This window comes from Rhodococcus sp. no. 34 (assembly GCF_054589475.1).
Genome location: NZ_BAAILK010000035.1, coordinates 655,590 through 679,117, shown reverse-complemented (window position 1 = coordinate 679,117; position 23,528 = coordinate 655,590). Strand labels below are relative to the sequence as shown.

Here is a 23,528-nt window from a genome sequence, read left to right as displayed (position 1 = left end):
ACGAGCTCGAGATCGGAGACTGATACTTCCTGGGGCAGGCCTTTCTGCTCCCGCCACGCCCGAAGTGCGGTGACGGTGCATGCACCAACGGTCCAGATCGCGTTGTCGAGAAGCACCCACTCGGAACGCGTCGATGCCATGATCGCCACGCGATCCCCCAGGGTGATACCCGAGGCGATCAACCCTGCCGCAACAGCTGTGACCTGCTCCGCGAATTCTGCCGCGGTGACATCAGCCCACTGCCAGTTCACAGCACTTCTTGCACGCGACGAAGTCCGGTGACTCGTCGGCGTAGCGAAACACGTTATCGGCCAGAGACATCCGGCTCGGCACGGTCAAAGTGACTGGTGAGGTGAGAGCGCGCATGTCTGTCGATTCCCTTCGAGGGGCAGCTCGCGGCAGTCTCCCGCCGAGTTCGACGAATGTTAGACACACGTATCTCACTGTGTCGAGTGCTGCCTCCGCGTTGCGCGCAACGTCCGGCCCGCCGAGCCTAAGAAGTACCGGGTTCGTCGACGTCGATCAGGTCGACATCGTCCAACTCCCATTCTTTCGACATCACTTCGGGCCCGACACCGTAGAAGCGGAACATCAACTCGAACGTGTCCGAGTCGCCGGTTGCGATGGAGTTCGACTCCAGGCCGGGGATTTCCTTCGGTCCGAAGTACACGTCGATGGACCCGTCGTCGTTGACCTTCACTCCGGGGGTTTGAGAGGAAACCGAGAACTTCGTAGCGTGACGGATGAAGGTGTGGTCGTCGCCGTCATACATTGTCACGGACCAGTATTGGGAGACAGGTACGCCCGCCGGAACGCGCATCCTGTACGTGCGATCGGAGTGAAACAGATTGCCCGCGCGATCTCGAATGTTCACAAGGTAAAACTGCCCGACGCCCAACCGTTTGAGACCGATGAAGGCCATGTGATAAACCACGGCGCGGTCGGTATACGGGTAGACTTCGCCGTTCGCGAAGTTGCGATTCTGTCCTTCGATGAAATCGCGCCCGGCTGGAAAGAACCATTGTCGGCTTTCGAAGAACGACGGTTCGCGCTCATACAGTTCTCGCAGCCACTCGTGTGCTTCCTGTATCGCGCTCTCCAGCAGCGCGATCCGCTGGGGCGGCGGGCTGAACGGCCGTCCGCGTTCGATGCCGATCGTCTTCAACATTTCCGCGAAGGCGCGATCACGTGAAAGCCAGGGCTCGGCCTGCACCGTGCGGTCCAACGCTTCCCAATATCGGATGTCGTACGGAATCCGCGTGTCGACCAACTGGCCGCGCAGATCTCTCCTCGCCGTCGACTGCGGATTGTCCGCCTCGGCGAGCGGATAGATGCCAATCCTGTTGCAGTACTCCAATCCTGAGTCGAGGGCGGCCTGAGTCGGGGAGGGGAGCACCGATCGCAGTAGTGCGTATACCCGATTCGTATCGGATTGCAGCACAACGTATCCTTCGGGAATTCGGCCGTCGTAGCCGGGCGGTAGGACGAGATAACGAGCGCCCCTGCTTTCGTCGGCGCCGAACTTCCCCACGTCTTCGAGCGGTACCTGCCAGACGTTGCACACGCTGCCGTTGAGTACGTGATCATCGGATCCTGCCGGGATGTCTATGACCATCGGGCCGTCCCGCCCCGGGTCTATGAAGGCCATCTAGTAGATCAGGTCCGGATTTGGCGTCAACGTTTGGTTCTTCCAGTCCAAAAGACCCGACCAGAATAGGAATTCGTTCCTACCCTCTGGCGCCATCTTCGAGCGCATGATCTCGTAGTTCACTGCGGCCATCCCCCAGACCGCTGTCTCGACGGCCCGTCGGTGAATCCCGCGCTCGATCGCATTCCCGTCTGTTTGATTCGACATTCTCGAACCTCTCCTCGTTCCGACTGGGGCGTTGACGCTCCCCACAGCCTGGCTGCTCCCGGCGCATCGCGACTCACTCGAAACGGGTGATGTGCAGGTAGGGATTATTCGGTTCGAGCTCGAGAGGGGTACTGAGAAGGTGACACCCCGTAATGCGTCTTGAACGCGGTACTGAGATTGAACGCATCCGAATACCCGGTCTTCTTTGCCAAACGATCCAATGTGAGCGATGGATCGACGATCAGCGAATCCGCGACCAAGGCCAGCCTCCACCGGCGTAGATGTTGCATCGGGGGTTCACCGACGGAACTTTTGAATTCAGAGACGAACATGGATCGCGACATGCCGGCAATGGCGCTCATCGCCGGCAGGGTCCATTTCTTCCCGGGATTCGAGTAGACCTCGCGCAATACGGCACTGATCGATTGACGGGGATCGTGCGACAGGTTCCCCACATTCCAACCGGCAGACCACTCCGCGAGCATCAGGCAGACAATCGATTCGAGGAGTCTGACCGCCGTGGATGGGAATCCTTTCCCATCGGCCCAGTTGTCGTGTTCCCGGGCAAGCGACTGCAGGACATGGGATACCGAGCTCACCTCTGAGGTTCTCGACGTCAAAAGATTCGGAAGATGATGCTCCAGAATCGAATACAGATTTCCTGCCGACTCGAAGGAGAATACGAGGACGGGTGGGCGACTGGACCTTTTCGTTCGATCCGAATCGCGATGTGGTTCGGACAGGCGAAAGTCACGGTCAGCGGGCAGGCACAGGATGCCGACCTCACCAGCGTGGAGCGCTGTAACTTCTCCGCGTGAAGCGGTAGATGTTATCTCGAGTGATAGTTCAGTATTGCTGAAAATAAGGAACTTTCGGGAGAATCCCACCTCGAATGTCGCCGACTCTGCAGACGCATCGAAGTCCTCGATGCCGGTGTTGGCGATGCCGGTGTTCGCGATATCGAAGCTCACGATACGAAATGCCGAGAGTGCGCTGTCTACGGGACTGAGCATCTCCTGATACTAGGCAAATGGAGAGTTGGAGGGGCGAAACGCAATCACATGGATCCTGAACCCGCGAGCATGGTGCGCTGACCGACGACGAAACTAGCGTTCAACCATGGCAAAAAGTAGAGAGATTTTGGTACTCGGAAGTACTGGCCAAACTGGTCGGATAGTGGCGGATTCACTGGAGAGCGAAGGACACGCGGTACGGCGAGCCTCCCGTTCGTCTCGGTCTACGCCCTTCGACTGGTTCACGCAGGACACGTGGCGGCAAGCAGTCGAAGGCGTCTCGCGCGCGTACGTGGTGCTGCCCGAAAGAGTGGTGGATTTTGGTGCCTTCGTGGACCTTTTGGAGAATTGCGGCGTGGAGCACGCAGTTGTTCTGACCGCTCGAAACCCATCCGTCAGTGGTGACGGCATAGCTGTCGGGGCCGAATTCGCGTTTGCCCAGTCGGCGGTGAAGAGCACTTTCCTTCAACCGAGTTGGTTCGCGCAGAATTTCACGACGGGTATGTTCGCGGGACAACTTCAGGCCACCGGCACATTGAGGCTCCCGGCGGGAACCGGTTCGGAGCCGTTCATCGATTACCGAGACATCGCAGAAGTGGCCTCCTCCATCCTTTCGATGGACGACCCTTCACCGAGCGGTCCTTTGCCGCTGACGGGTCCGAAGTCCTACTCGTTCGAGGAAGCCCTCCGGGTTCTCGCCGATGTAACTGGCACGGATGCAGGGAGATTCGAATCGATCTCCGTTCTCGAATGGAAATCCGATGCAGCACGTATGGGAATTCCTGAATCCTTCGTGCAGTCGCTGACAAACCTGTTCGTTGCGATATCCAAAGGTCGTGACAATTACATTTCCAGCGGTGTGTACGAGGTGCTCGGGAGGGAGCCTCGTTCACTTTCCGACACTTTTCGTGATCACTCGAACCTGACGAGCTGATTATCGGCGACCACCGGATCGATAGGATGGGAATGAGCAAGCGACGAAGGGTGTAATTGTGGCGAGGGCGGTTGTTGTCGGTGCGAGCCGAGGTCTTGGTCGTGCTTTGATCGAGGGTCTGAGGAGCGATGGCGACGAAGTTCTCGGCATATCGCGTCGGCGTCCTGACGGGTTCGACGTCTCCGAGTGGATCGAAGCCGACCTGACCGATCCTGTTACGGCAGCGAATTCGATCGATCAGGAGCTTGTCGGTGGTGTAGATACCCTGATCTGCAACGTCGGAATTTGGGAAGGGGATGCCTTCACTTCCGATTATGCGTTCACAGATCAATCCGATGTCGAAATGCTCGAAATGATCAACGCCAACATCACGGCCACAATTCTCCTGCTCAAGCGCCTGATCCCGAGAATGATCGGCCGTCCTCGACCTCGGATCATCTTGACCGGGTCCACCTCGGGACTCCCGCGAAGCGGTAGGCCGGAGGTTGCGTTCGGTGCATCGAAGTTCGCGATCAACGGCATTGCCGACGCGTTGAGAGAGGGCTACCGGAAGGACAGACTCGCAGTGACTGTCCTTCATCTCGGATATCTCAATACAGAAGACGGACTCGACGTGCCCCGAGACGTCGCTGCCGCCAGGGGAGAGGGATCTCTGGTCCCGGTACATGACGTTGTGGATACGGTGCGCTCGATCTCGAGTTTGTCGTCTTCGACGTCAGTGCGGGAAGTAGTCCTCACTGCGATCGACGATCCGCGATTCTGATTTGCGGCTGTCGACTCAATCTGGTTGCTGACAGACGTATTCAGAGAATCTAAACCCCGATCAAGAAGTAAGCTCCGGTCAGATACGTCAGGGTGAGGCCCGCCAAGGCCCACGCCATGTACGGCCGAATGTAGAGGCGCCGCAGGCGGTGCAATCGCAGGGAGGCTCGCAAGAACGCGCCCACGGTCCCGAGCAGCAACATCAGGCTCGGGACGAAGACCGCCAGTCGGCGATCCTTCTGTGAGCACAGCAAGGTGTCGGTACCGAAGCATTCGCCCCGCCGGGAGCCCAACCAGACGATCGCGACAACAAGTGCCGCGGTAGCCAGAACGACGGACAGGCCGTACGTCAGGGTTCGCCTGTTGATTTTTCGCTCTCGACGCTGAATTACATCTGGTGTGTCAGAACTGTCGGTCATCACACCCCCTTTTCGAACATCGCACCTTACTTCGTGGATCGGCGGTGGGAGAGGGCGTACAGCACTACTCCGACGGCCAAGAGTAATGATGCGCGTAACCACGTCGCAGCGCTCTGCTGGGTGAGCAACGCAACGCACGTACCGAGAGCGAGGATCGGGAAGATGATCGGCGTTCGGAAGTGTTTGTGTTGCACTGTGTCACGGCGCAGAACCAGGACGGCGATGTTGGTGCTGATGAATACGAAAAGCAGCAGGAGTACCACCGTCTCCGCCAGGGCTGACAGCGGCCCGGTGACGCAGAGAGCCATGGCGACGGCGGTGGTCGCGATAATCGCCACCCAGGGGGTCCGTCGCTGCGGCAGTACCCGAGCGAAGACGCTCGGGAGCAAGCCTTCCGATGCCATCCCGTATGTCAGCCTGCTCGCCATGATCATTGTCAGCAGTGCGCCGTTGGCGACGGCGACCAACGCGATCAGGCTGAACAGGCGAGGCGGAACACCGACGTCGGCAGCTGACACAACTTCCAGCAGTGGCCCGGAGGATGCGGCAAGTTCGTCGGCGGGCAGGACCACTGAGACAGCCAGGCCGACAAGGACATAGGCGGCGCCGGCTGTCAGTAATGCTCCGAACAGTGCGCGTGGGTAGACCTTGCTCACGTTCTTCACTTCTTCGGCGACGTTCGCGGACGTTTCGAAGCCGACAAAAGAGTAGTACGCGAGGAGTGCCGCAGCCAGCACCGCGAGTGCAGGCGATCGACTGTCGTCGAACTCCACGACGCGGCTCAGGGTTCCGTCGCCGCGCCCGAGAACTATGCAAGCGAGGACGACAACGAGGACGAGCCCGGTGACCTCCAAGACTGTCATGACGACGTTGGCGCGCATCGACTCCTTGATGCCTCTGGCATTGAGAAGTCCCACCAGGAGCAGGAAGACGAGCGCCGCTGGAACGGTTGGGACGTCGATGAAGGCTTTGAGATAGTCGCCCGAGAATGCGAGGGCGAGTCCTGCTGCACTCGTGACACCGGCCGCCAGCATCGAGAAGCCGACGAGGAATGAGATCAGTGGTTTCCGATACGCCCGTTGGGCGAATACTGCTGCACCGCCCGCTCGAGGATATTTGGTGACCAGTTCGGCATACGACGTTGCTGTCAGCAATGCCATGACGAGCGCTACGAGCAGTGGTACCCAGACGGCTCCACCAACTTCACCGGCGATGACGCCCACCAATGCGTAGATACCGGCGCCCAGGACGTCTCCGAGGATGAACACGAAAAGGAGTGGGCCGGTTATAGCCCGAGTGAGAACGTTCTTACTGCCGCCTTCATCTCCGCCTGCGGTTTCGTCCACGTTCTCGGCACCCGCGGCGCGTCGCATATGCAAGGTTCGTCCTGTCTTCATGGTGACGTGCCGCCACCTCAGGAGCAGACATGTACCCAGTGGTCGAAGTTTCAAACGTGGGTCGCTCGCCTTCTCGTGCTTTGCTTGTAGGTGAATCGCAGAAATAGTGACTGGAGGACGACGTGGCTGAAACGACGGTTGCCGCGGTGATGGACGAGCTGGCTGCGCTCGAGGATCCGAAGGCGCGCGCGGTGAACGAGAAACACGGTGACGATCACGGTGTGAACCTTTCAAAGCTGCGCGCAGTTGCGAAGCGATTGAAGACTCAGCAGGAACTCGCACAACAGCTTTGGGCAACGGGCGACACCGCAGCGAGACTGCTTGCCCTTCTGATCTGCCGCCCGAAGGTGTTCGAGCGTGACGAGTTGGACGTCATGTTGCGTGAGGCCCGTACTCCCAAGGTGCAGGACTGGCTCGTCAACTACGTGGTGAAGAAGAACCCGCACGCGGAGGAATTGCGGGTGGCCTGGACCGTAGACTCCGATCCCGTGGTTGCCGGCGCCGGCTGGGCCCTCACTACCGAGCGCGTAGCGAAGACGCCTGAGGGCCTTGATCTTTCAGGATTGCTCGACGTCATCGAGGCGGAGATGAAAGATGCTCCTGATCGCCTGCAATGGGCGATGAACCACTGCCTGGCTCAGATCGGGATCGAACATGCCGAGTTCCGGGCCCGCGCAATCGACATCGGTGAGCGTCTGCGAGTGCTCGAGGATTACCCGACGCCCCCGAACTGCACCTCGCCGTTTGCGCCCATCTGGATCGCGGAAATGGTGCGACGACAGGCCGCCGAGTAGAGAGGTCAGCGCTTCTCGCGGCGGCCTGGTGACGGCAAGCGTCAGTTACGCGATTATCGGCGCTCGGAGCTATCGGGTCGCAAGACTGTTCGGCGTGTTGTCCCTTCCTGTGGCTACCTCGACCGTGAAGCCTTCATTTCGAGAATCGTTTCGCGGAAAGCGATGTGCAACTACGGAGCAGAGAATCTCCCCTGCGCGGACGGCCACGTTCGACAGAAGCGACGCAGTCAAACCGTGTGTCTTTTCGGTGCCGCCTTGCAGGTAAATGCCCGCCCGGACTTCCGGTTTCGTGGTGAGGCGGTAATCCCGCGTCACTTCCGTCGCCGAATCACCCACGGGCGCGAGGTCACCGAGGATCTCTCTCAGCGGCATCGGCGTGAACCCGGTTGCGAGCACGACAGCGTCGCAGGAAAGCGTTTCGGTGACGCCGTCGAGAGTGCTGCGAACGCTGACGTCGATACCGTCCTGGCCTTCGATCACGTTCGTGATGTACGACGCCTTGCGCATGAACAAGCGCCGCTTGCCGCGGACAATCTCCTGGTACTCGGTCGTGTAGAGCTCGTTGATCAGCTCGATGTCGACGACGGAGTAGTTGGTTCCCTTGTGAAGGGAGAGGAGGCGCTCCCGTTGTTCCGGTGTCGTGGCATGCAATTCGTCGACGGTCGAGGGGTCGAAAATCCGGTTGGCGTACGGGCTGTCGTCGGCGGGGCTGTAGCCGTAGCGAGAGAAGACGCTGTGCACCTCGGCATTCGGATAGTGCCCGTGCAGGTACTGCACTACCTCTGCGGCGCTCTGTCCGGCTCCGAGTACGACGAAACGCTGATGGCGCAGTTCTGGGAGGTTCTGGAGGTGAAACAGGAACTGGTGATTGTGGAAGCACCGGGGTGACGGGGCAGCCCATTCAGGCAGCCGCGCCCGCAGACCCGCACCGACCACGACGTTGCGTGTCCGCAGGATCTCGCCCGCGGACGTCTCGACGCTGAACTCGTCGACTGTGCCGCCGGAGGATCTGGATCCGGTGATCCCAGTTACAGTGGCGCCGTATTGGACGTCGGCGTCGACTCGATCGGCCGCCCACCGGAGGTAGTCGTCGAACTCGTGGCGAGTGGGGAAAAAGGTTTGGTGATTGACGAAGTCCACAAGTCGACCCTTGTCGAACAGGTAGGTGAAGAAACTGTAGGAACTCGTGGGGTTCCGAAATGTCACCAGATCCTTCGGGAACGCGATCTGCATCGTCGCTCCGTCGAGGAGCATGCCTGGATGCCAGGCAAAGGCGAGTTGTCGTTCGACGAAGCGGGCGCTGATGCGATCGGCGGGGATACATGTCGCGTTGTGTTCCTCGATTGCAATGGCCAGCGCCAGGTTCGAAGGTCCGAATCCCACCCCGACGATGTCGAGTGCGTCGGGTGTCGAATCTTCCTTCGTCCGAGCCGAAGTCATGGCATCAGTCCATCCTCGCCGTTGACGGCGGTCCGAATATGTCGTCGGCCTCATCTCTCGGCCAAGTGGTAGTGCAGCCTAACCTGATTTCTCGATCCCGTGGGTGTGCGAACTATGCCGGATCCACGCTCCGCAGTCTCGGACGGATGTCCATGACCGTTTCCGCGAAAGCGCCTGTACAGCAAGGATTGTCTCCAGTCCTGGGGGTTTGCCGCAGGCTGTGACGGATTGTGTTCGATCGGTCCCGTTCGGTGGAATTGGTGCTACCCACCAATTGCTTGGGATAGGCTACCCTTCTGGGCGTGAATCGAATCATGCTCTCAGGGAAGATCCACCGTGCAACCGTCACACAGGCCGATCTGCACTACGTCGGATCGGTCACGATCGACGTAGATCTCATGGAGGCGGCCGATTTGCTCGAGGGGGAACAGGTCCACATAGTCGACATCGACAACGGCGCGCGGCTGGAGACCTATGCGATCGCCGGCGCGCGGGGTTCTGGCGTAATCGGCATCAATGGCGCTGCTGCGCACCTCATTTCACCAGGTGACCTGGTGATCATCATGTCCTACCGACACCTCGACGACCGCGAGTTGGCCGATTTTGTGCCCCGAGTAGTCCACGTCGACTCGACGAACACGATCGTCGAGTTGGGATCGGATCCAGCCGAGCCGGTTCCCGGCGCCCAGGACCAGTACGCCAGTCGCTGACAGTCGGGTCGCTGAACTTCACGCGTGGTTCGGAATCTAGTCTTTTTCTTTACTTTTTCATGGGGATTACGAGGGATCGAAGGGTTGGGCTGTGCAGCGACAGGCGACAGGGATGGACGACGTTCGAGCAGTCGTGGCGGAGGCAATAGGTGTCGCGCCGTCCACAGTCGATGACCATGCGAATCTCTTCGAACTCGGCCTCGAATCGCTGGTCGTCATGCGGTTGGTGGGGAAGTGGCGCCGCAGCGGGCTGACCGTGACGTTTGCCGATCTGGCCGAGGTTCCGACTGTTGCACACTGGTCGACGATCCTGACCGAGACGAACGAAGTCGAAGCGGCCCCGACGGCATCGGACGTCCGCGCGGGCAGCGACGCTGCCTTCGATCTCGCAGTCCTGCAGCACGCCTACTGGGTGGGTCGCGGTCACGACCAGCTTCTCGGCGGCGTCGCCCCTCACCTCTATACCGAATTCGACGGTCCGATCGTCGATCCCGAACGGCTTCGAAGCGCCTTGGCGACGGTCACCGCGAGGCATGGAATGCTGCGCGCCCGGATTACCGACAACGGGCAGCAGATAATCCTGCCGAGCCTCGATCGCACCCTGCTCACCGTCGCCGATCTCACCGCAGCTGCTGAGTCCGAGATCGACGCCCACCTCGACGCCACTCGTCATCGACTTTCCCACCAGATGCTCGACATCGAAGCCGGGGAAGTCTTTTCGGCCGAGCTGACCGTCCTGCCTGGTGGTCGGTCGAGACTTCATCTCGACGTCGACATGATCGCCGGGGACGCCGTGAGCTACCGAATCCTTCTCGACGACATTGCCCGGGTGTACGGCGGGGAGACACTGCCTCCCCTCGGATACGACTACGGGAACTACCTCGCCGATCGTCCGGCGGAACGCCGCGAATCCCGTTCTGCTGCACAGTCCTACTGGCAGGGCCGCCTCGAAGAACTGCCGGGCGCGCCGACTCTGCCGCTGGTGGACGGGGATTCCGGTTCCGCCGCCGCGACCCGGCTGTCGTTCCACCTCGACGCCGACGGATACGACCGGTTGCGCATTGCTGCCCGAGTCAACGGAGTGACGCCGGCAGTCGCGGTGGCCACGGCGTTCGCCGAGGTAGTCGGCGCGTGGTCTCGCGAATCCCGTTTCCTGTTGAATGTTCCGATGTTCGACCGCGCCGACACTCACCCGGACGTCGCAGCGCTGGTCGGCGACTTCTCCAGTTCGGTGATGCTCGACGTCGACCTCACCGAAACCGTGTCCTTCCTCGATCGTGCCAAGGCAGTTCAGGCGACCCTCCATGCGGACGCCGCACATGCCGACTACTCCGGTGTCGAAGTTCTACGGGATCTGAGTCGTTCACGGGGAGAACAGGTTCTGGCACCGGTGGTGTTCACCAGTGCGCTGAGTCTTGGGGAACTCTTCCATCGCCGGGTCCGAGACACGTTCGGCGATCCGGTATGGATCATCTCTCAAGGACCTCAAGTGGTTCTGGACGCACAGATCACCGAACTCGACGGCGGACTCCTCGTCAACTGGGACATCCGCGCCAACGAATTCCTTCCCGGCGTGCCGGAGGCGATGTTCGGCGCGTTCGAACATCTGGTGTCCGCTATCATCGACGGCGGAAAATCATTCTGGGACAATGCGGTTCCTGCCCTCGGCGCGCATACCGAATCGTGGAACCCAGCCGTGATCGAGGTGCCGGCACCGGAATTCCCGAATACGACCTCGGCACTGCTGCATGCCGCATTCTTCGAGAGGGCTGCAACCACTCCGGACGCGGTGGCGCTGACGTGGGCGTCGGGCATCACGATGACGTACGGGGTGCTCGCCGACAGCGCTCTGCGTGTGGCGGCGGCACTCGCCGGGGCCGGAATCGCGGTCGGTGACACCGTCGGAATCACCCTGCCCAAGGGTTCTGACCAGGTCGTCGCAGTCCTGGGCGTCCTCGCGGCTGGGGCCGTGTACGTACCGGTGGGCGTGGATCAGCCACGCTCGCGCGCAGACCTCATCGCCGACGCCGCAGGATTCCGCACGGTAATCGGGCGGGACTTGTCCGTAGCTGCGGCCCTTGCGCACGATCCGATCGCCCAGCCGCATCTCGGATCCCCCGACGACCCGGCGTACATGATCTTCACCTCGGGATCGACCGGTCGCCCCAAAGGCGTCGTGGTCCCTCATGTCGCGGCTATGAACACGATCGGTGACATCGTCGACCGGTACGTCTTGGACGAGTCCTACCGTCCACTGTGCCTGTCCGAGTTGGACTTCGACCTGTGCACCTTCGACCTGTTCTCGTGCCTGTCCGTCGGAGGCACAGCCGTGCTGATCGAGGAACACGAACGGCGCGATCCGCAGCGCTGGGCGCGGATGATCGTCGAGCACCGAGTCAGCGTCCTCAGTTGCGTACCACCGCTGCTCGACATGATCCTGTCCACTGGCATCGATCTCGGAGCCACGTTGCGAGTGGTGATGCTCGGCGGGGACAAGGTGACAACCGACCTGTACCGTCGGCTGACTGCAGCGGTGCCTGGATGTCGGTTCGCCGGACTCGGCGGCGCCACCGAGACCGCGATCCACAACAGCATCTGCGAGGTGCGGACCGTGGATCCGCGCTGGCGCACGGTCCCGTTCGGAACTCCGCTGCGGAACATGGAGTTCCGCGTGGTCGACAGACACGGCCGTGACGTTCCCCAGTGGGTCGGCGGCGAACTGTGGGTGTCCGGCATCGGCCTGGCCACCGGCTATCTCGACGACCCGCAACGCACGGCAGAACGGTTCGTCCAAGCATTTGGTCGTCGCTGGTACCGCACGGGCGACCTCGTTCGCTACGTCGAAGACGACATGGTCGAATTCATCGGCCGCATCGACAACCAGGTGAAGATCAACGGTTTCCGGATCGAACTCGGCGAGGTCGAGTCCGTGATGAACCAAGATCCCGATATCGTCTCTGCTGCTGCTGCTCTCGACGTCTCCGGTTCACCGAGTTTGGTTGCTGCCGTCGTTCTCGTGGACGGCGCTACGGCATCCGTCGACAAAATTCTCGACCGTCTGTCCACTGCACTTCCGGCACACATGGTGCCCGACCGGATCGTAGTCACCATCGCGCTGCCGGTCACGATCAACGGCAAGATCGACCGCGACGCAATAGTCGCCGCCGCCCGCACCTTGTCCGACACACAACGCCGCGCCGATCACGTAGCTCCTCGGACGCCCCTGGAGGAGACCATCGCCGATGTGTGGCGTTCGGTGCTCGGCGTCGACCGCGTCGGTGTCACGGACACTCTCTTCGCGCTCGGTGGTGACTCGGTCCTGGCCACCACGATCGTCGCGCGACTGCGCGACCGTCTGAATACGGACGCGATAACCGTGCGGATGGTGTTCGCGGCGCCCACCGTAGCCGGCCTCGCTGCTCGGATCGACGCATCGGGCGGGCTCACGGAACGGGCGGCGACAGTCGCATCGGATGCGCCGCTGCTCAGCCTGACCAACGACGACCACGATGCAATCGCCGACCGGTTCGGTGACGTCGAGGACATCTGGCCACTCTCACCGCTCCAACGTGGGCTGTACTACCAGATCAGCCTCGACCCGGCCGCGGCCCTGCTGTACGCGGTGCAGAACGTCGCCGCCCTCGACCGGCACCTCGACGACGCACGCATCAACGCTGCAGTGTCCACCGTGATCGCGGAAAACCCGACCTTGCGAGCAGCATTCACGGTCACCGCCCTCGGCGAACCGGTGCAGGTGATCCGTCGCCGAGTCGACGCCGCCGTCCGTGTGGTCGACCTGACCACACACACCGACGCCGATCAACAGGTGATCCGCGAGCTCGCTGCGGACCGGGCGGTGGGATACGACGTCGATGCGCCGCCATTGTTCCGAGTGACCGTCCTGCACTTGCCAGGCAATGAAGACCGGTTGGTCGTCAACTACTGGTTCGGGGCCTTCGACGGCACCTCGTCGTGGCTGCTGGCAGACCGTATTCTCGATCTCCACGACAACCGCGCCGCGCCGGCTCCGGAAACGAGCTACCGAGATCATCTCGCGTGGCTGACACGACAAGACCGCACCGCATCGTCGGCGGCGTGGCGAGATATGTTCGCAGACTTCGATTCTCCGACCCTGCTTACCAACCGCACCGCTGATCGCGCAGGGGCACCGTTGCCGCAGCGCCTCGAACGGCTCCTGCCAGGCGCCACCTCGGCTCGTCTGGCCGACATTGCCCGGACCGCCCAGGTCACTCCGTTCACCCTTCTCGCCGCTGCATGGGGAGCGGTCCTGACAGCGGTCACCGGACGCGCGGACGTCGTATTCGGCACCGCGCTGTCCGGACGCCCGATCGAGGTCGCGGGCAGTGACCGGACGATCGGTGCCTTCATCGACACTGTTCCGGTGCGCGCGTTCGGTCGTGGATCCGACACTGCGGCGACTCTGGCGAGACGGATCCAGGATCAGCGGCTCGATCTGATGCCCCACGATCATCTCGGGCTCGGCGCCGTTCAGAAGGCGATCGGACTCGGAGAGTTGTTCGACACGCTTCTGGTTCTGCGGAATGCGGCCGCTCACGATACGGGTACGGCACCGCGCCTGAGGCATCTGTCGACCGTCGACGGCTCGGAATTCCCGATCTCCATCGCCGTCGACCCCGGTGACCGACTCAATCTCAGCGTCACCTATCTGCCGGATCTGGTCGACGAGTCCACCGCCCGCGATCTGCTCGACCGATTCCACGACGCCCTCGAGACGATCGCCGACGAACCTGATCGGCCGCTCGCCCGGTGGGCAACTCGTCGAATTCCCAGTTACCCGAGCCTGACTGGCATTCCCGACATCACGATTGCCGAGCTACTTTCCGAACGAGCCGAACTCGATCCGGACCGGACTGCGGTAGTTCTGGGCGAGGAGTCGGTGACCTTCGCTGAACTCTCCTCGCGTATCGACTCGTTCGCTGCTGCACTGATCCGCCGGGGAGCCGGGCCCGAACGTATCGTCGCGCTCGCTCTGCCGCGCACCGTGGAGACAGTGGTGGCCTTGTTCGCGGTGCTGCGTACGGGGGCGGCCTATCTGCCGCTCGAACTCGATCACCCCACGGACCGCCTGAACGTGATACTCGCCGACGCACAGCCGACAATTCTTGTGAGCACCAGTGCCGTCGTTTCGCGGCCGTTTGTCACCGACGCCGATGTAATGGTGATCGACGATGTCGAAACCGCGGCAGAACTACGCGCCGATCGGGTGCTGACGGCCGCCGACCAGGTGGCATTCGCCCCCGGCGTCCAGGGCAGGCTCGAGCATCCCGCGTACGTCATCTACACCTCCGGGTCGACGGGGGCGCCGAAGGGTGTCCTGACGCCCTATCGGGGCCTGACAAACATGCAACTCAACCACCGCAGCAAGATTTTCGAACCCACGATCGCCGCCGGCGGTGGCAGGACGTTGCGTATCGCCCACACCGTCTCGTTTTCCTTCGACATGTCGTGGGAGGAACTGCTCTGGCTCGTCGAAGGCCACGAGGTGCACATCTGCGACGAGGAACTACGCCGCGACGCACCACGTTTGGCGGCGTACTGCGCGCAGCAGAATATCGACGTCGTCAACGTCACTCCGACATACGCTCAGCTCCTACTCGACGAAGGCATCCTCGACGGTGACCGCCGGATGCCGCTGGTGCTTCTCGGCGGCGAAGCAGTCCCGGACTCGTTGTGGTCCAGGCTTCTTCGCGAACCGGGCGTGGAGGGCTACAACCTGTACGGGCCCACGGAGTACACGATCAACGCTCTCGGCGGGGGAACAAGCGACAGTGAGACGGCGACCATCGGGTCTCCGGTCACCGAAACCCACGCCTACGTCCTCGACCCCTGGCTGCGCCCGGTGCCGGACGGCACGATCGGGGAGCTGTATCTGGCCGGAGCCGGTCTCGCGCGCGGCTACCTCGGCCGGTTCGACGCTACCGCAGCACATTTCGTGTCGAATCCGTGGATCGACGGTAGTCGGATGTATCGGACCGGCGATCTGGTACAAGTGCGTCCGGACGGACTTTTCGACTACTGCGGCCGCGCCGACGATCAGGTCAAGATCCGCGGCTATCGCGTCGAGCTGGGTGAAGTCGAGGCGGCAGTCGCTTCGTGCCCGGGTGTTGGGTCCACGGTGGTCCGAGCGATCACCGCATCGGCGACCGGTACCCGCCAACTGACCGCATACCTCGTCCCCGACGGGACCGTCGAACCGGAAGAGCTGTTCACTTCCGTCCGAGATCGCCTCGCGTCACGGTTGCCGGACTACATGGTGCCGACGTCGTTCGCGCTACTCGAACGAATCCCGATGACCGTCAACGGGAAACTCGACGTTCGCGCCCTGCCGGAGCCCGACACCGGCGGTAGCAATTACCAGCCTCCGCGCAGTCCGGTCGAAACCGTTCTGTGCGAGATCGTCGCTCGCATCCTGGGCGTCGACCGGGTCGGTATCGACGACGACTTCTTCGGGTTGGGTGGGGACAGCATCACCTCCCTCGCCGTGGCGTCTGCTGCTCGGAGCGCCGGCATCGGCCTCACTCCTCGCGCGATCATGCAGAAGCGCACGGTGCGACTGTTCGGGACCGAGCTGACCGTGGAAGAGAACCCGGCGGCCGAGGAACCTGCCGCCGTGACGAGCGCCGAGGTGACGGACCTCAGCGCCGACGAACTCGACGAGTTCGAGAACAGCCTGTGAACGCACAAGCCCGGGCCGAAGCCACAGCAGGCCGATCGAAGATCCTCGAAGTCCTGCCCCTGACGCCGCTTCAAACCGGAATGTATCTGCAGTCAACGCTGGCGCCACCGGAGAGCGATCCCTATCTGTCGCAGACGGTGGTCACGTTCCGGTCGCCGGTCGACGCCACGATCCTCACCGCGAGTATCACGGCAATGCTCGATCGCTACCCGCACCTGAAAGCTGTTCTCCGGCAGCGGAGCAACGGAGCACTCGTGTGGGTAGTGCCTCGGGCGACGGTGCCCGAGATCTCGCTGGCGACGGGAGCGGGCCCCGACGAAGCGCGAGCTGCCGATCGCGTTGCCGGGTTCGAATTCCTGCAGCGCCCGCTGATCCGGTTCACGATCGTCGATCGGGTACTCGTGATCACCTACCACCACAGTCTGATGGACGGCTGGTCGGAAGCCCTGTTCGTTCGCGAACTGCTGAGCGTCCACGACGCGGGTGGCACGGCCGAACGACTCGATCCCCCTGCCCAATTCGGAACCTTTCTCGGGTGGGCGGCGACGCGAGACGTCGATGCCGCCCGCATCGGCTGGGCCGACTACCTCGACGGCCTGGACGCACCCACCCTCGTCGCGTCCGGCACCGAAGTGGTGGAGAGTGTCCCGATTCGGCTGGACGTCGTTCTCCCGCATGCTCTGGGCGAGCGGGTCACGTTGTGCGCCAAGGACGCCGGGGTGACGGTCAATGTGGTGGTTCAGCTCGCCTGGGCGCTTGTCCTCTCCTCCCTGACCGGCAGGCGCGACGTCGTCTTCGGGATGGCCGCATCCATCCGTCCGTACGACCTGCCGGGTGCCGCCTCGATCGTCGGTCTGCTGCTCAACACCGTCCCGGTGCGCGTGCGGGTCGATCGGACCGTCACTACCCGTGATCTACTCGCCCACATCCAGTCCGGACACCTCGACCTCGACGACCACCGACATCTCGGCCTGTCCGACATCGCCCGCACCGTCGGTCATTCGACGCTGTTCGACACGACTGTGGTCTACCAGAACTATCCCAGTGCAGTTCCGGACGACGACGCCAGTGTCGACGACGTCGCTGTGCTCGGTGCACCGATGAGTTTCCCCCTCGCCCTGGTCGCGGGGCCCGATCCCTCTCTGTGGGCGTTTGTCGTCTACCGACCCGAATCGATCCCGGCCGACGTCGCATCCACTGTGGCAACGCTGTTCACGGACCTGCTCGACGAGCTGACTGCCGATTCGGACGTACCTGTGTCGCGGGCGCTCGCGAACGCGCGGACAAGCACAGAGGTCCGCGACACAGGCCAGATCGTCACCATACCGAGTCTGGAACAGCAACTGGCGCACAGGTTCGCGGAGTCCGCAGCCGAGGTGGCGATCGTGTCCGGTGCGGACACCCTGACCTACGCCGAGTTGGCGATTCGTGTCGCTGACTTGTCGGCGGCACTGCGCGATGCCGGGACAGGGCCGGAATCCACTGTTGCAGTCGCTGTCCCACGCGGACCCGACATGGTCGCTGCACTCCTTGCCATCCTCGACGTCGGTGCGGCGGTGGTACCGATCGACATCCGGTACCCGCGAGATCGCATCGAGTACCTTTTGGCTGACGCGAATCCCCACACGATGATCGTCGACCCCGACACCAGCACCCTGCTCAGCGCACTGGTACCCGCGACCACGCGCATCACGACCACCGAGATCCCTCAGGACTGTGGGCAGGCGCCTTTCGTCTCCGAGTGGACCAGGAATTTGCCCGCGTACCTCGTCTACACATCCGGCTCGACCGGCGCTCCGAAAGGTGTCCTCGGTACCCGAGACGGGCTGGCAAATCGTTTGCACTGGGCCGTGAATCGATGGGGTCAGCCACGTAGCCGTCTCGCGAAGAGTTCTCTGAGCTTCATCGACGGAACCACCGAACTCTTGACCGGTCTACTGGCCGGGCAACGTGTGATCGTGGCCCTCGACGACGAGTTCACCGACGCCTACGCGCTGGCCCGGTTGACCACCACACATCGAGCGGAACAGATGACGGCGGTCGGGTCCCTCGCCGCAGCGCTCTGTGATGCAGCCGCAGCCGACGTCTCAACTGTCACTCACTGGATCGTCAGCGGCGAAACCCTTACACCGGGTGTGATCGATTCGATCGCACAAGCCTGCCCTGCAACACATCTGACGAATTCCTACGGATCTTCGGAAGTGGTCGGCGACGTCGCCACTCATGACGTGCCGATTCCGCGCAATGATTCCCAGGCGGCCAGCGTCGTCGGTTCGGCAGTGCCGAACACAACAATCCGGGTCCTCGACGAGTTTCTCATTCCCGTTCCTCGCGGTGTGGTGGGCGAGATCTACGTCGCGGGAATTCAACTGGCTCGCGGCTACCACCGGGCGCCGACGGCGACAGCCACTCGATTCGTCGCCTACCCGGACGGCGCCGCGGGGGAGCGGATGTACCGCACCGGGGACCGCGGGAGACAGCTGCCGGACGGCGCTCTCGACATCGTGGGACGCACTGACCGGCAGGTCAAGATCCGGGGACATCGAATCGAGCTCGGGGAGATCGAAGCTGCCACCGCCGCAAGTGGACTCGTCGACGACGTGGCCGTGATCGCCGTATCCGACGCTGCCGGACGGCCGCGACTGGCCGGGTTCGTCGTTCCGAGTAGCAATGAAGCCGAGCGGGGCGCCGAGAAATCACACGTCGCCGACGCGATCGGCGACGAGATCAACGTGCGACTGCGTCAAGCTTTGCCGGAGTACATGATTCCTGCCGCGTGGATGGTATTGGCGGCGCTGCCGGTCACTCCCAACGGAAAGCTGGACCGGCTCGCTTTGGCCCGCATCGAGATCCCCACGACCTCGTCGGGCGGCGCCGCGCCACAGTCTGCGACCGAACTGGCGCTGGCGGCAATCATTGCCGACCTCGTGGGGATCGACGTTTCCGAGATCGCAGCTGCCGACGACTTCTTCGCTCTGGGGGGCGACAGCATCGCGGCCATCACGTTCGTGCACCACGCCGCCCGTGAGGGGATCGTGCTGAGCACGGCGGACGTCTTTGCCAGGCGCACTGTCGCTGCAATCGCTGCGTGCGCGGACGCCGCAGTTCCACGTAGCGCGCAGCCGGTGGGCAGCGGAGCCGCTCCCCTGATCGAGCTCGACGAGACCGAACGTGCCGAACTCGCAGCCTCGGGAACCGATATCGACGACGTTCGTCCAGCAACCGCTTTGCAACAGGGTATTGTCTTCCAATCGCTGACCGCAGCCGAGGGCTCGGACGAAATATACATAATTGCAACACAATTCGAAATCGACGGTGTGCTCGAAGGTGGTCGATTCGAGCAGGCGCTGCATGCGCTTCTCGATCGCCATCCGAGTCTGCGATCGACGTTCACGACCCTGCAATCTGGTCGCACGGTCGCTGTACTCCGACCACATCGCGACATCGAGGTGCGCCGATACACCGTCGACTCGCTCGACGGTCCGCAGGCGGAGTCTCTGATCGCAGCGGACAGACGCACCTTCGACATCGAGGACTCCGTCCTGATCCGCGTTACCGTGCTCGACGAATCACCGGTCCGCCACCGGGTGGTCCTGACGATGCATCATCTGCTCGTCGACGGATGGTCGATGGGGACCGTCGGCACAGACCTGTTCCGCCTGTACCAGGGTCGGACCCTCACTGCCCCGGCTTCGTTCGACGACTACCTGCGGTGGTTGACCTCTCGCGACAGCGCTGCGGCGACCACCGCGTGGCGGAAGGTGCTCGGTCGCGATCCCGAGTCGCCTGGAAACCCTGTCCGCCCCTGCCTGGTGTCCGACGCCGACGGCCGTGCCTCACGAGTCGCTGCCGAGGAGATCATCGTCGACTTGTCCGATACAAGGACCGGCAATCTCAAATCCTTTGCTGCTCGATCCGGGTCGACGCTCAGCGAACTGATGCACGCGGCCTGGGCCGTGGTACTCGCGGCCGTCACCGGGCAGAACGACGTCGTGTTCGGGTCGACGGTCTCCGGTCGACCCGCAGACCTCGACCGCTCGGCCGATATGGTCGGACTCTTCGTCAACACTGTCCCAGTGCGCGTGAACGTTCCGCCTGATGCGGCAGTGTCAGACGTTCTCGGTCAGCTTCGCGAGCAGACCGTGTCCGTCATGGACCACCACCACGTGGGCCTCGCCGACATTCAGCGGGTCGGTGGCGTCGGCCGGTTGTTCGACACCCTCGTCGTGTTCGAGAACTTCGCCGAAGCAGACACTGCCGGTATCGATTCCGCCGACTTCACGGTACGCGTCGGAGATTTTCACACGATGACGCACTATCCGATCACCGTGACCGTCTTTCCCGGAGACCGCTTGCGGATCGTCGTGGAGTACCGCCCCGATCTGGTGGAGCCCCGTAGCGCTGCCACGATGAGTGACGCCCTGCATGCGATTCTTGCGTCGATACACACCCCGACGGCTCGCCGTGTCGCCGATCTACCCCTGGTCGACACAGCAGAACACCGACGCATCGTGGGAGAGTTCGCCGGAACCGAATCCCCGTATCGAGGCGGCACGCTGGTCGAAGTCTTGGACGCGCAGTGCGCTCGCACACCAGAGTTGGTCGCAGTCACCGATGCCCGGACCACTCTCACGTTCGCCGCACTCGACACCCTCGCGAACCGTATCGCCCGAGCACTGCTGCGCCTTGGAGTGGGAGCCGAGGACGTCGTCGTCGTACCCGCAACGCGGTCTGCGCTCACTCTTGCCTCCATCGTCGCGGTGATGCGGTCGGGGGCTGCATACCTGCCGATCGAACCCGATGCCCCTGCCGAACGCACCCAACGCATCATCGACAGCGCTCGGCCCGTCGCGATCGTGACAACACCGGACGACCGCGCCGTCGACAATGCCTTGCTCGACGGATCGGTGACACTGGGGGCGTGCACGATCGTCGAGACTTCGACGCTCGCCGAATCCGAAGACGACCACCGCGTCGTCACCGACGCCGAACGACGCACCCCGCTGCACGCGGACTCTCCGGTGTACCTGATCTACACCTCAGGCACCACCGGCGTCCCGAAAGGTGTTGTCGTCCCGCATCGGGGATTGGCGAACCTGTACTTCAGTCACCGTGATCGTGTGCACAATCCGACGGTCGCCCGCACCGGACGCCCGCATCTCAACGTCGGGCATGCCTGGTCGCTGGCGTTCGACGCCTCCTGGCAGCCGCAGTTGTGGATGTTCGGCGGTCACGCCGTCCACGTGTTCGACCGTGACGCCGCCGCCGATCCGACTGCTCTGCTCCGTGAATTGCGCCGAGTATCCGCTGACTTCGTCGAAGTGGTGCCATCGGTCCTCGAACACCTGATCCGCGCCGGGCTCGGCTCCGAGATCAGTGCGCTCGGTGTGGGCGGGGAAGCCGTGACCCGGGGGCTGTGGGACAAGATGCGGGCACTGGACTCGGTTGTGCTGCACAACTTCTACGGCCCGACCGAGGCAACCGTCGACGCCGTCCACACATCGACGGACCGCTCCGAAGACCCTCTCATCGGACGGCCTGTTGCAGGGCTGCGCGCCTACGTCCTGGACGCGGGCCTGCGCCCGGTCCCGGTCGGCGTGGTGGGTGAGTTGTATCTCGGTGGCCCCGGCGTTGTTCGCGGCTACCGCGCTGCCTCGGCGTTGACGGCCCAGCATTTCCTGCCCGATCCGTTTGCCGCCGACGGCACCAGGATGTATCGCACCGGCGACCTCGTGTCGTGGACGGACCACGGTTTGCTCGACTACACCGGTCGCGCCGATCATCAGGTCAAGATCCGTGGGCACCGAGTGGAATTGGGCGAGATCGAGCACTGCCTGCGCGCGCTCGACGGCGTGGCCGATGCCCGTGTCGTCGCCCGCATCGACGTCACCGGCGCAGAACGGTTGTCGGCGCACGTCGTCCCGGAACCGCGGCGCACGCTCGACATCGGAGAGTTGCGTTCCGGCGTCGCCGGTAGGTTGCCGTCGTACATGGTGCCTGCCACTTACACGGTCCTCGACCGGTTTCCGCTTCTTTCCAACGGCAAACTGGACCTCGCTGCCCTCCCCGAGGGCAAGGTTCCGGACCGGGTGCCCAGCCCGCCGGAGACAGACCTCGAGCACCAACTGTGCGCCGAGATCTCCGATCTGCTCGGCGTCCTCGACATCGGAGTCGACGACGACTTCTTCGACCTCGGCGGCGACAGCATCATGTCGATGGAACTGTCCGCCCGACTGCGTGCGCGCGGACTGACGGTCTCGCCCCGCGACGTCTCGACGGGGCGCACCGTACGCGCTCTTGCTGTGTCTGCCGAGGCATCTGTTGGTGTACAGGTCGATTCGCGATACTCCACACTCTCGCCGTACGGCGAGGTACCGGTCACGCCGATCGTGGCTTGGCTGGCCGAAGTAGGCGGGCCGATCGATCAGATTTCCCAAGCGGTGCTACTTCGAGTTCCGGCAGAACTGACCGAACACCGGATCATGGCGATGATCGAGGTGCTGGTGCGTCGACACCCTGTATTGCGGGCACGGTTCGACGGCACCCGATTGACGATTCCTGATCCCGATGGGCTTCCGTCCGAATGGCTTTCTGTTCAAGACCTCACAGGGGAGTCCGACGCTTTCGCCCGAGAGGCGGTTCGTATCGCGTCGCGTGCAGCCAAGACGCGACTTCGTCCGGCGGACGGCCGCATGATCGACCTGGTGTGGTTCCGGCGTGACGACGAGCCCGGCGAACTGCTCATCACCTTGCATCACCTGGTGGTGGACGGAGTGTCGTGGCGGGTGCTGTTGCCCGACCTCCACGTCGACGGTCACGGCTCCTCCACGACGCCCGCGGCGGCACCAGCCCCCGACTCGTTCCGGCGGTGGGCGCACGCGGTGCACGACCACGCGCATTCGGCGTCGATCGTCGATGATCTCGACCAGTGGGCGGCCATCGCCGCTCCCGGTGCTCGGATGCCGCTGCTCCGTCCCCTCGACCCCGCGATCGACGTCGGTGCCACATTGGAGCGAGTGTCGTTCACGTTGACCGAGGTCGAGACGACCGCCCTTCTTGCCGGTGCGTCGGCTGTGCTGGGAGGCACGGTCGACGATGTCCTGCTTGGCACGTTCACCGCGGCGCTTGTCGCCTGGTCCGGTGCCAGAACAGAAGGCGAGGAGGCCGAGTTCGTCGTCGACGTCGAGGGACACGGCCGCGGAGACGTCGGCACGAGCTCTGTTGACGGATCGGGGGTCGTGGGTTGGCTCACCGACGTCCATCCGATCAGGATCACCGCACGCACCGATCGACTCGACGCGGTGCTCGCCGGTTCGGTTGCGTCGGCGCGTGAACTCGTCGCCGGCGCCCAGCGTGCACGGTCGGCGGTGCCAGGGGACGGGATGTCCTACGGGGCTTTGCGTTATCTGAATCCGCAAGGGCGGAAGGTACTCGGTGAATATGACTCAGCGGCAGTGGAATTCAACTACCTGGGTCGATTCGATCT

Annotated in this window: 11 protein-coding genes and 1 pseudogene; 6 read left to right on the top strand and 6 right to left on the bottom strand. The window is 63.0% G+C overall.

All coding sequences use genetic code 11. The features are described 5' to 3' along the window. Window positions 1-71: 71 nt before the first annotated feature. From ACYP01_RS16375 to ACYP01_RS16365, 3 genes and pseudogenes are all read right to left on the bottom strand, one after another. Window positions 72-366: pseudogene (locus tag ACYP01_RS16375) on the bottom strand (AMP-binding protein); the annotation flags it as partial. 127 nt (window positions 367-493) lie between these two features. Continuing rightward, window positions 494-1,648 carry a DUF1214 domain-containing protein gene (locus ACYP01_RS16370; protein WP_459681195.1) on the bottom strand — a complete coding sequence of 385 codons (1,155 nt, stop codon included), beginning with the start codon at window positions 1,646-1,648 and terminating at the stop codon, window positions 494-496. Between the two features lie 311 nt (window positions 1,649-1,959). Beyond that, window positions 1,960-2,217, bottom strand: a complete 258-nt coding sequence (locus tag ACYP01_RS16365; protein ID WP_459681340.1) for a helix-turn-helix transcriptional regulator — start codon at window positions 2,215-2,217, stop codon at window positions 1,960-1,962. A gap of 1,006 nt (window positions 2,218-3,223) precedes the next feature. Here ACYP01_RS16365 and ACYP01_RS16360 point away from each other — a divergent pair. Then, the gene (locus ACYP01_RS16360) at window positions 3,224-3,802 is read left to right on the top strand and encodes a Rossmann-fold NAD(P)-binding domain-containing protein (protein WP_459681192.1); all 579 of its coding nucleotides are present in this window, start codon (window positions 3,224-3,226) and stop codon (window positions 3,800-3,802) included. Between the two features lie 58 nt (window positions 3,803-3,860). Continuing rightward, complete coding sequence (locus ACYP01_RS16355; RefSeq protein WP_042448150.1) at window positions 3,861-4,565, top strand: SDR family NAD(P)-dependent oxidoreductase; 705 nt, start codon at window positions 3,861-3,863, stop codon at window positions 4,563-4,565. A gap of 49 nt (window positions 4,566-4,614) precedes the next feature. Here the strand turns inward: ACYP01_RS16355 and ACYP01_RS16350 are convergent, their stop codons facing one another. Together ACYP01_RS16350 and ACYP01_RS16345 are read right to left on the bottom strand one after the other, a co-directional pair. After that, the gene (locus tag ACYP01_RS16350) at window positions 4,615-4,983 is read right to left on the bottom strand and encodes a hypothetical protein (protein WP_459681188.1); all 369 of its coding nucleotides are present in this window, start codon (window positions 4,981-4,983) and stop codon (window positions 4,615-4,617) included. 26 nt (window positions 4,984-5,009) lie between these two features. Continuing rightward, window positions 5,010-6,380 carry an APC family permease gene (locus tag ACYP01_RS16345; protein WP_459681186.1) on the bottom strand — a complete coding sequence of 457 codons (1,371 nt, stop codon included), beginning with the start codon at window positions 6,378-6,380 and terminating at the stop codon, window positions 5,010-5,012. Window positions 6,381-6,502: 122 nt separating this feature from the next. Here ACYP01_RS16345 and ACYP01_RS16340 point away from each other — a divergent pair, with 122 nt between their 5' ends. Beyond that, complete coding sequence (locus tag ACYP01_RS16340) at window positions 6,503-7,174, top strand: DNA alkylation repair protein (RefSeq protein WP_459681183.1); 672 nt, start codon at window positions 6,503-6,505, stop codon at window positions 7,172-7,174. A gap of 69 nt (window positions 7,175-7,243) precedes the next feature. Here ACYP01_RS16340 and ACYP01_RS16335 read toward each other — a convergent pair whose 3' ends face one another. Further along, window positions 7,244-8,614 carry a lysine N(6)-hydroxylase/L-ornithine N(5)-oxygenase family protein gene (locus ACYP01_RS16335; protein WP_459681181.1) on the bottom strand — a complete coding sequence of 457 codons (1,371 nt, stop codon included), beginning with the start codon at window positions 8,612-8,614 and terminating at the stop codon, window positions 7,244-7,246. A 314-nt stretch (window positions 8,615-8,928) separates the two neighbouring features. Between ACYP01_RS16335 and panD the strand changes: the two genes are divergently transcribed. From panD to ACYP01_RS16320, 3 genes are all read left to right on the top strand, one after another. Next, entirely contained in the window at window positions 8,929-9,324 is a 396-nt protein-coding gene (gene panD / locus ACYP01_RS16330) for an aspartate 1-decarboxylase (protein WP_459681337.1), read from the top strand. A gap of 112 nt (window positions 9,325-9,436) precedes the next feature. Beyond that, complete coding sequence (locus tag ACYP01_RS16325) at window positions 9,437-16,042, top strand: amino acid adenylation domain-containing protein (RefSeq protein WP_459681179.1); 6,606 nt, start codon at window positions 9,437-9,439, stop codon at window positions 16,040-16,042. Beyond that, window positions 16,039-23,528: amino acid adenylation domain-containing protein (locus tag ACYP01_RS16320; protein WP_459681176.1), on the top strand; the 7,490-nt coding region annotated here is incomplete at its 3' end. The genes ACYP01_RS16325 and ACYP01_RS16320, both read left to right, overlap by 4 nt.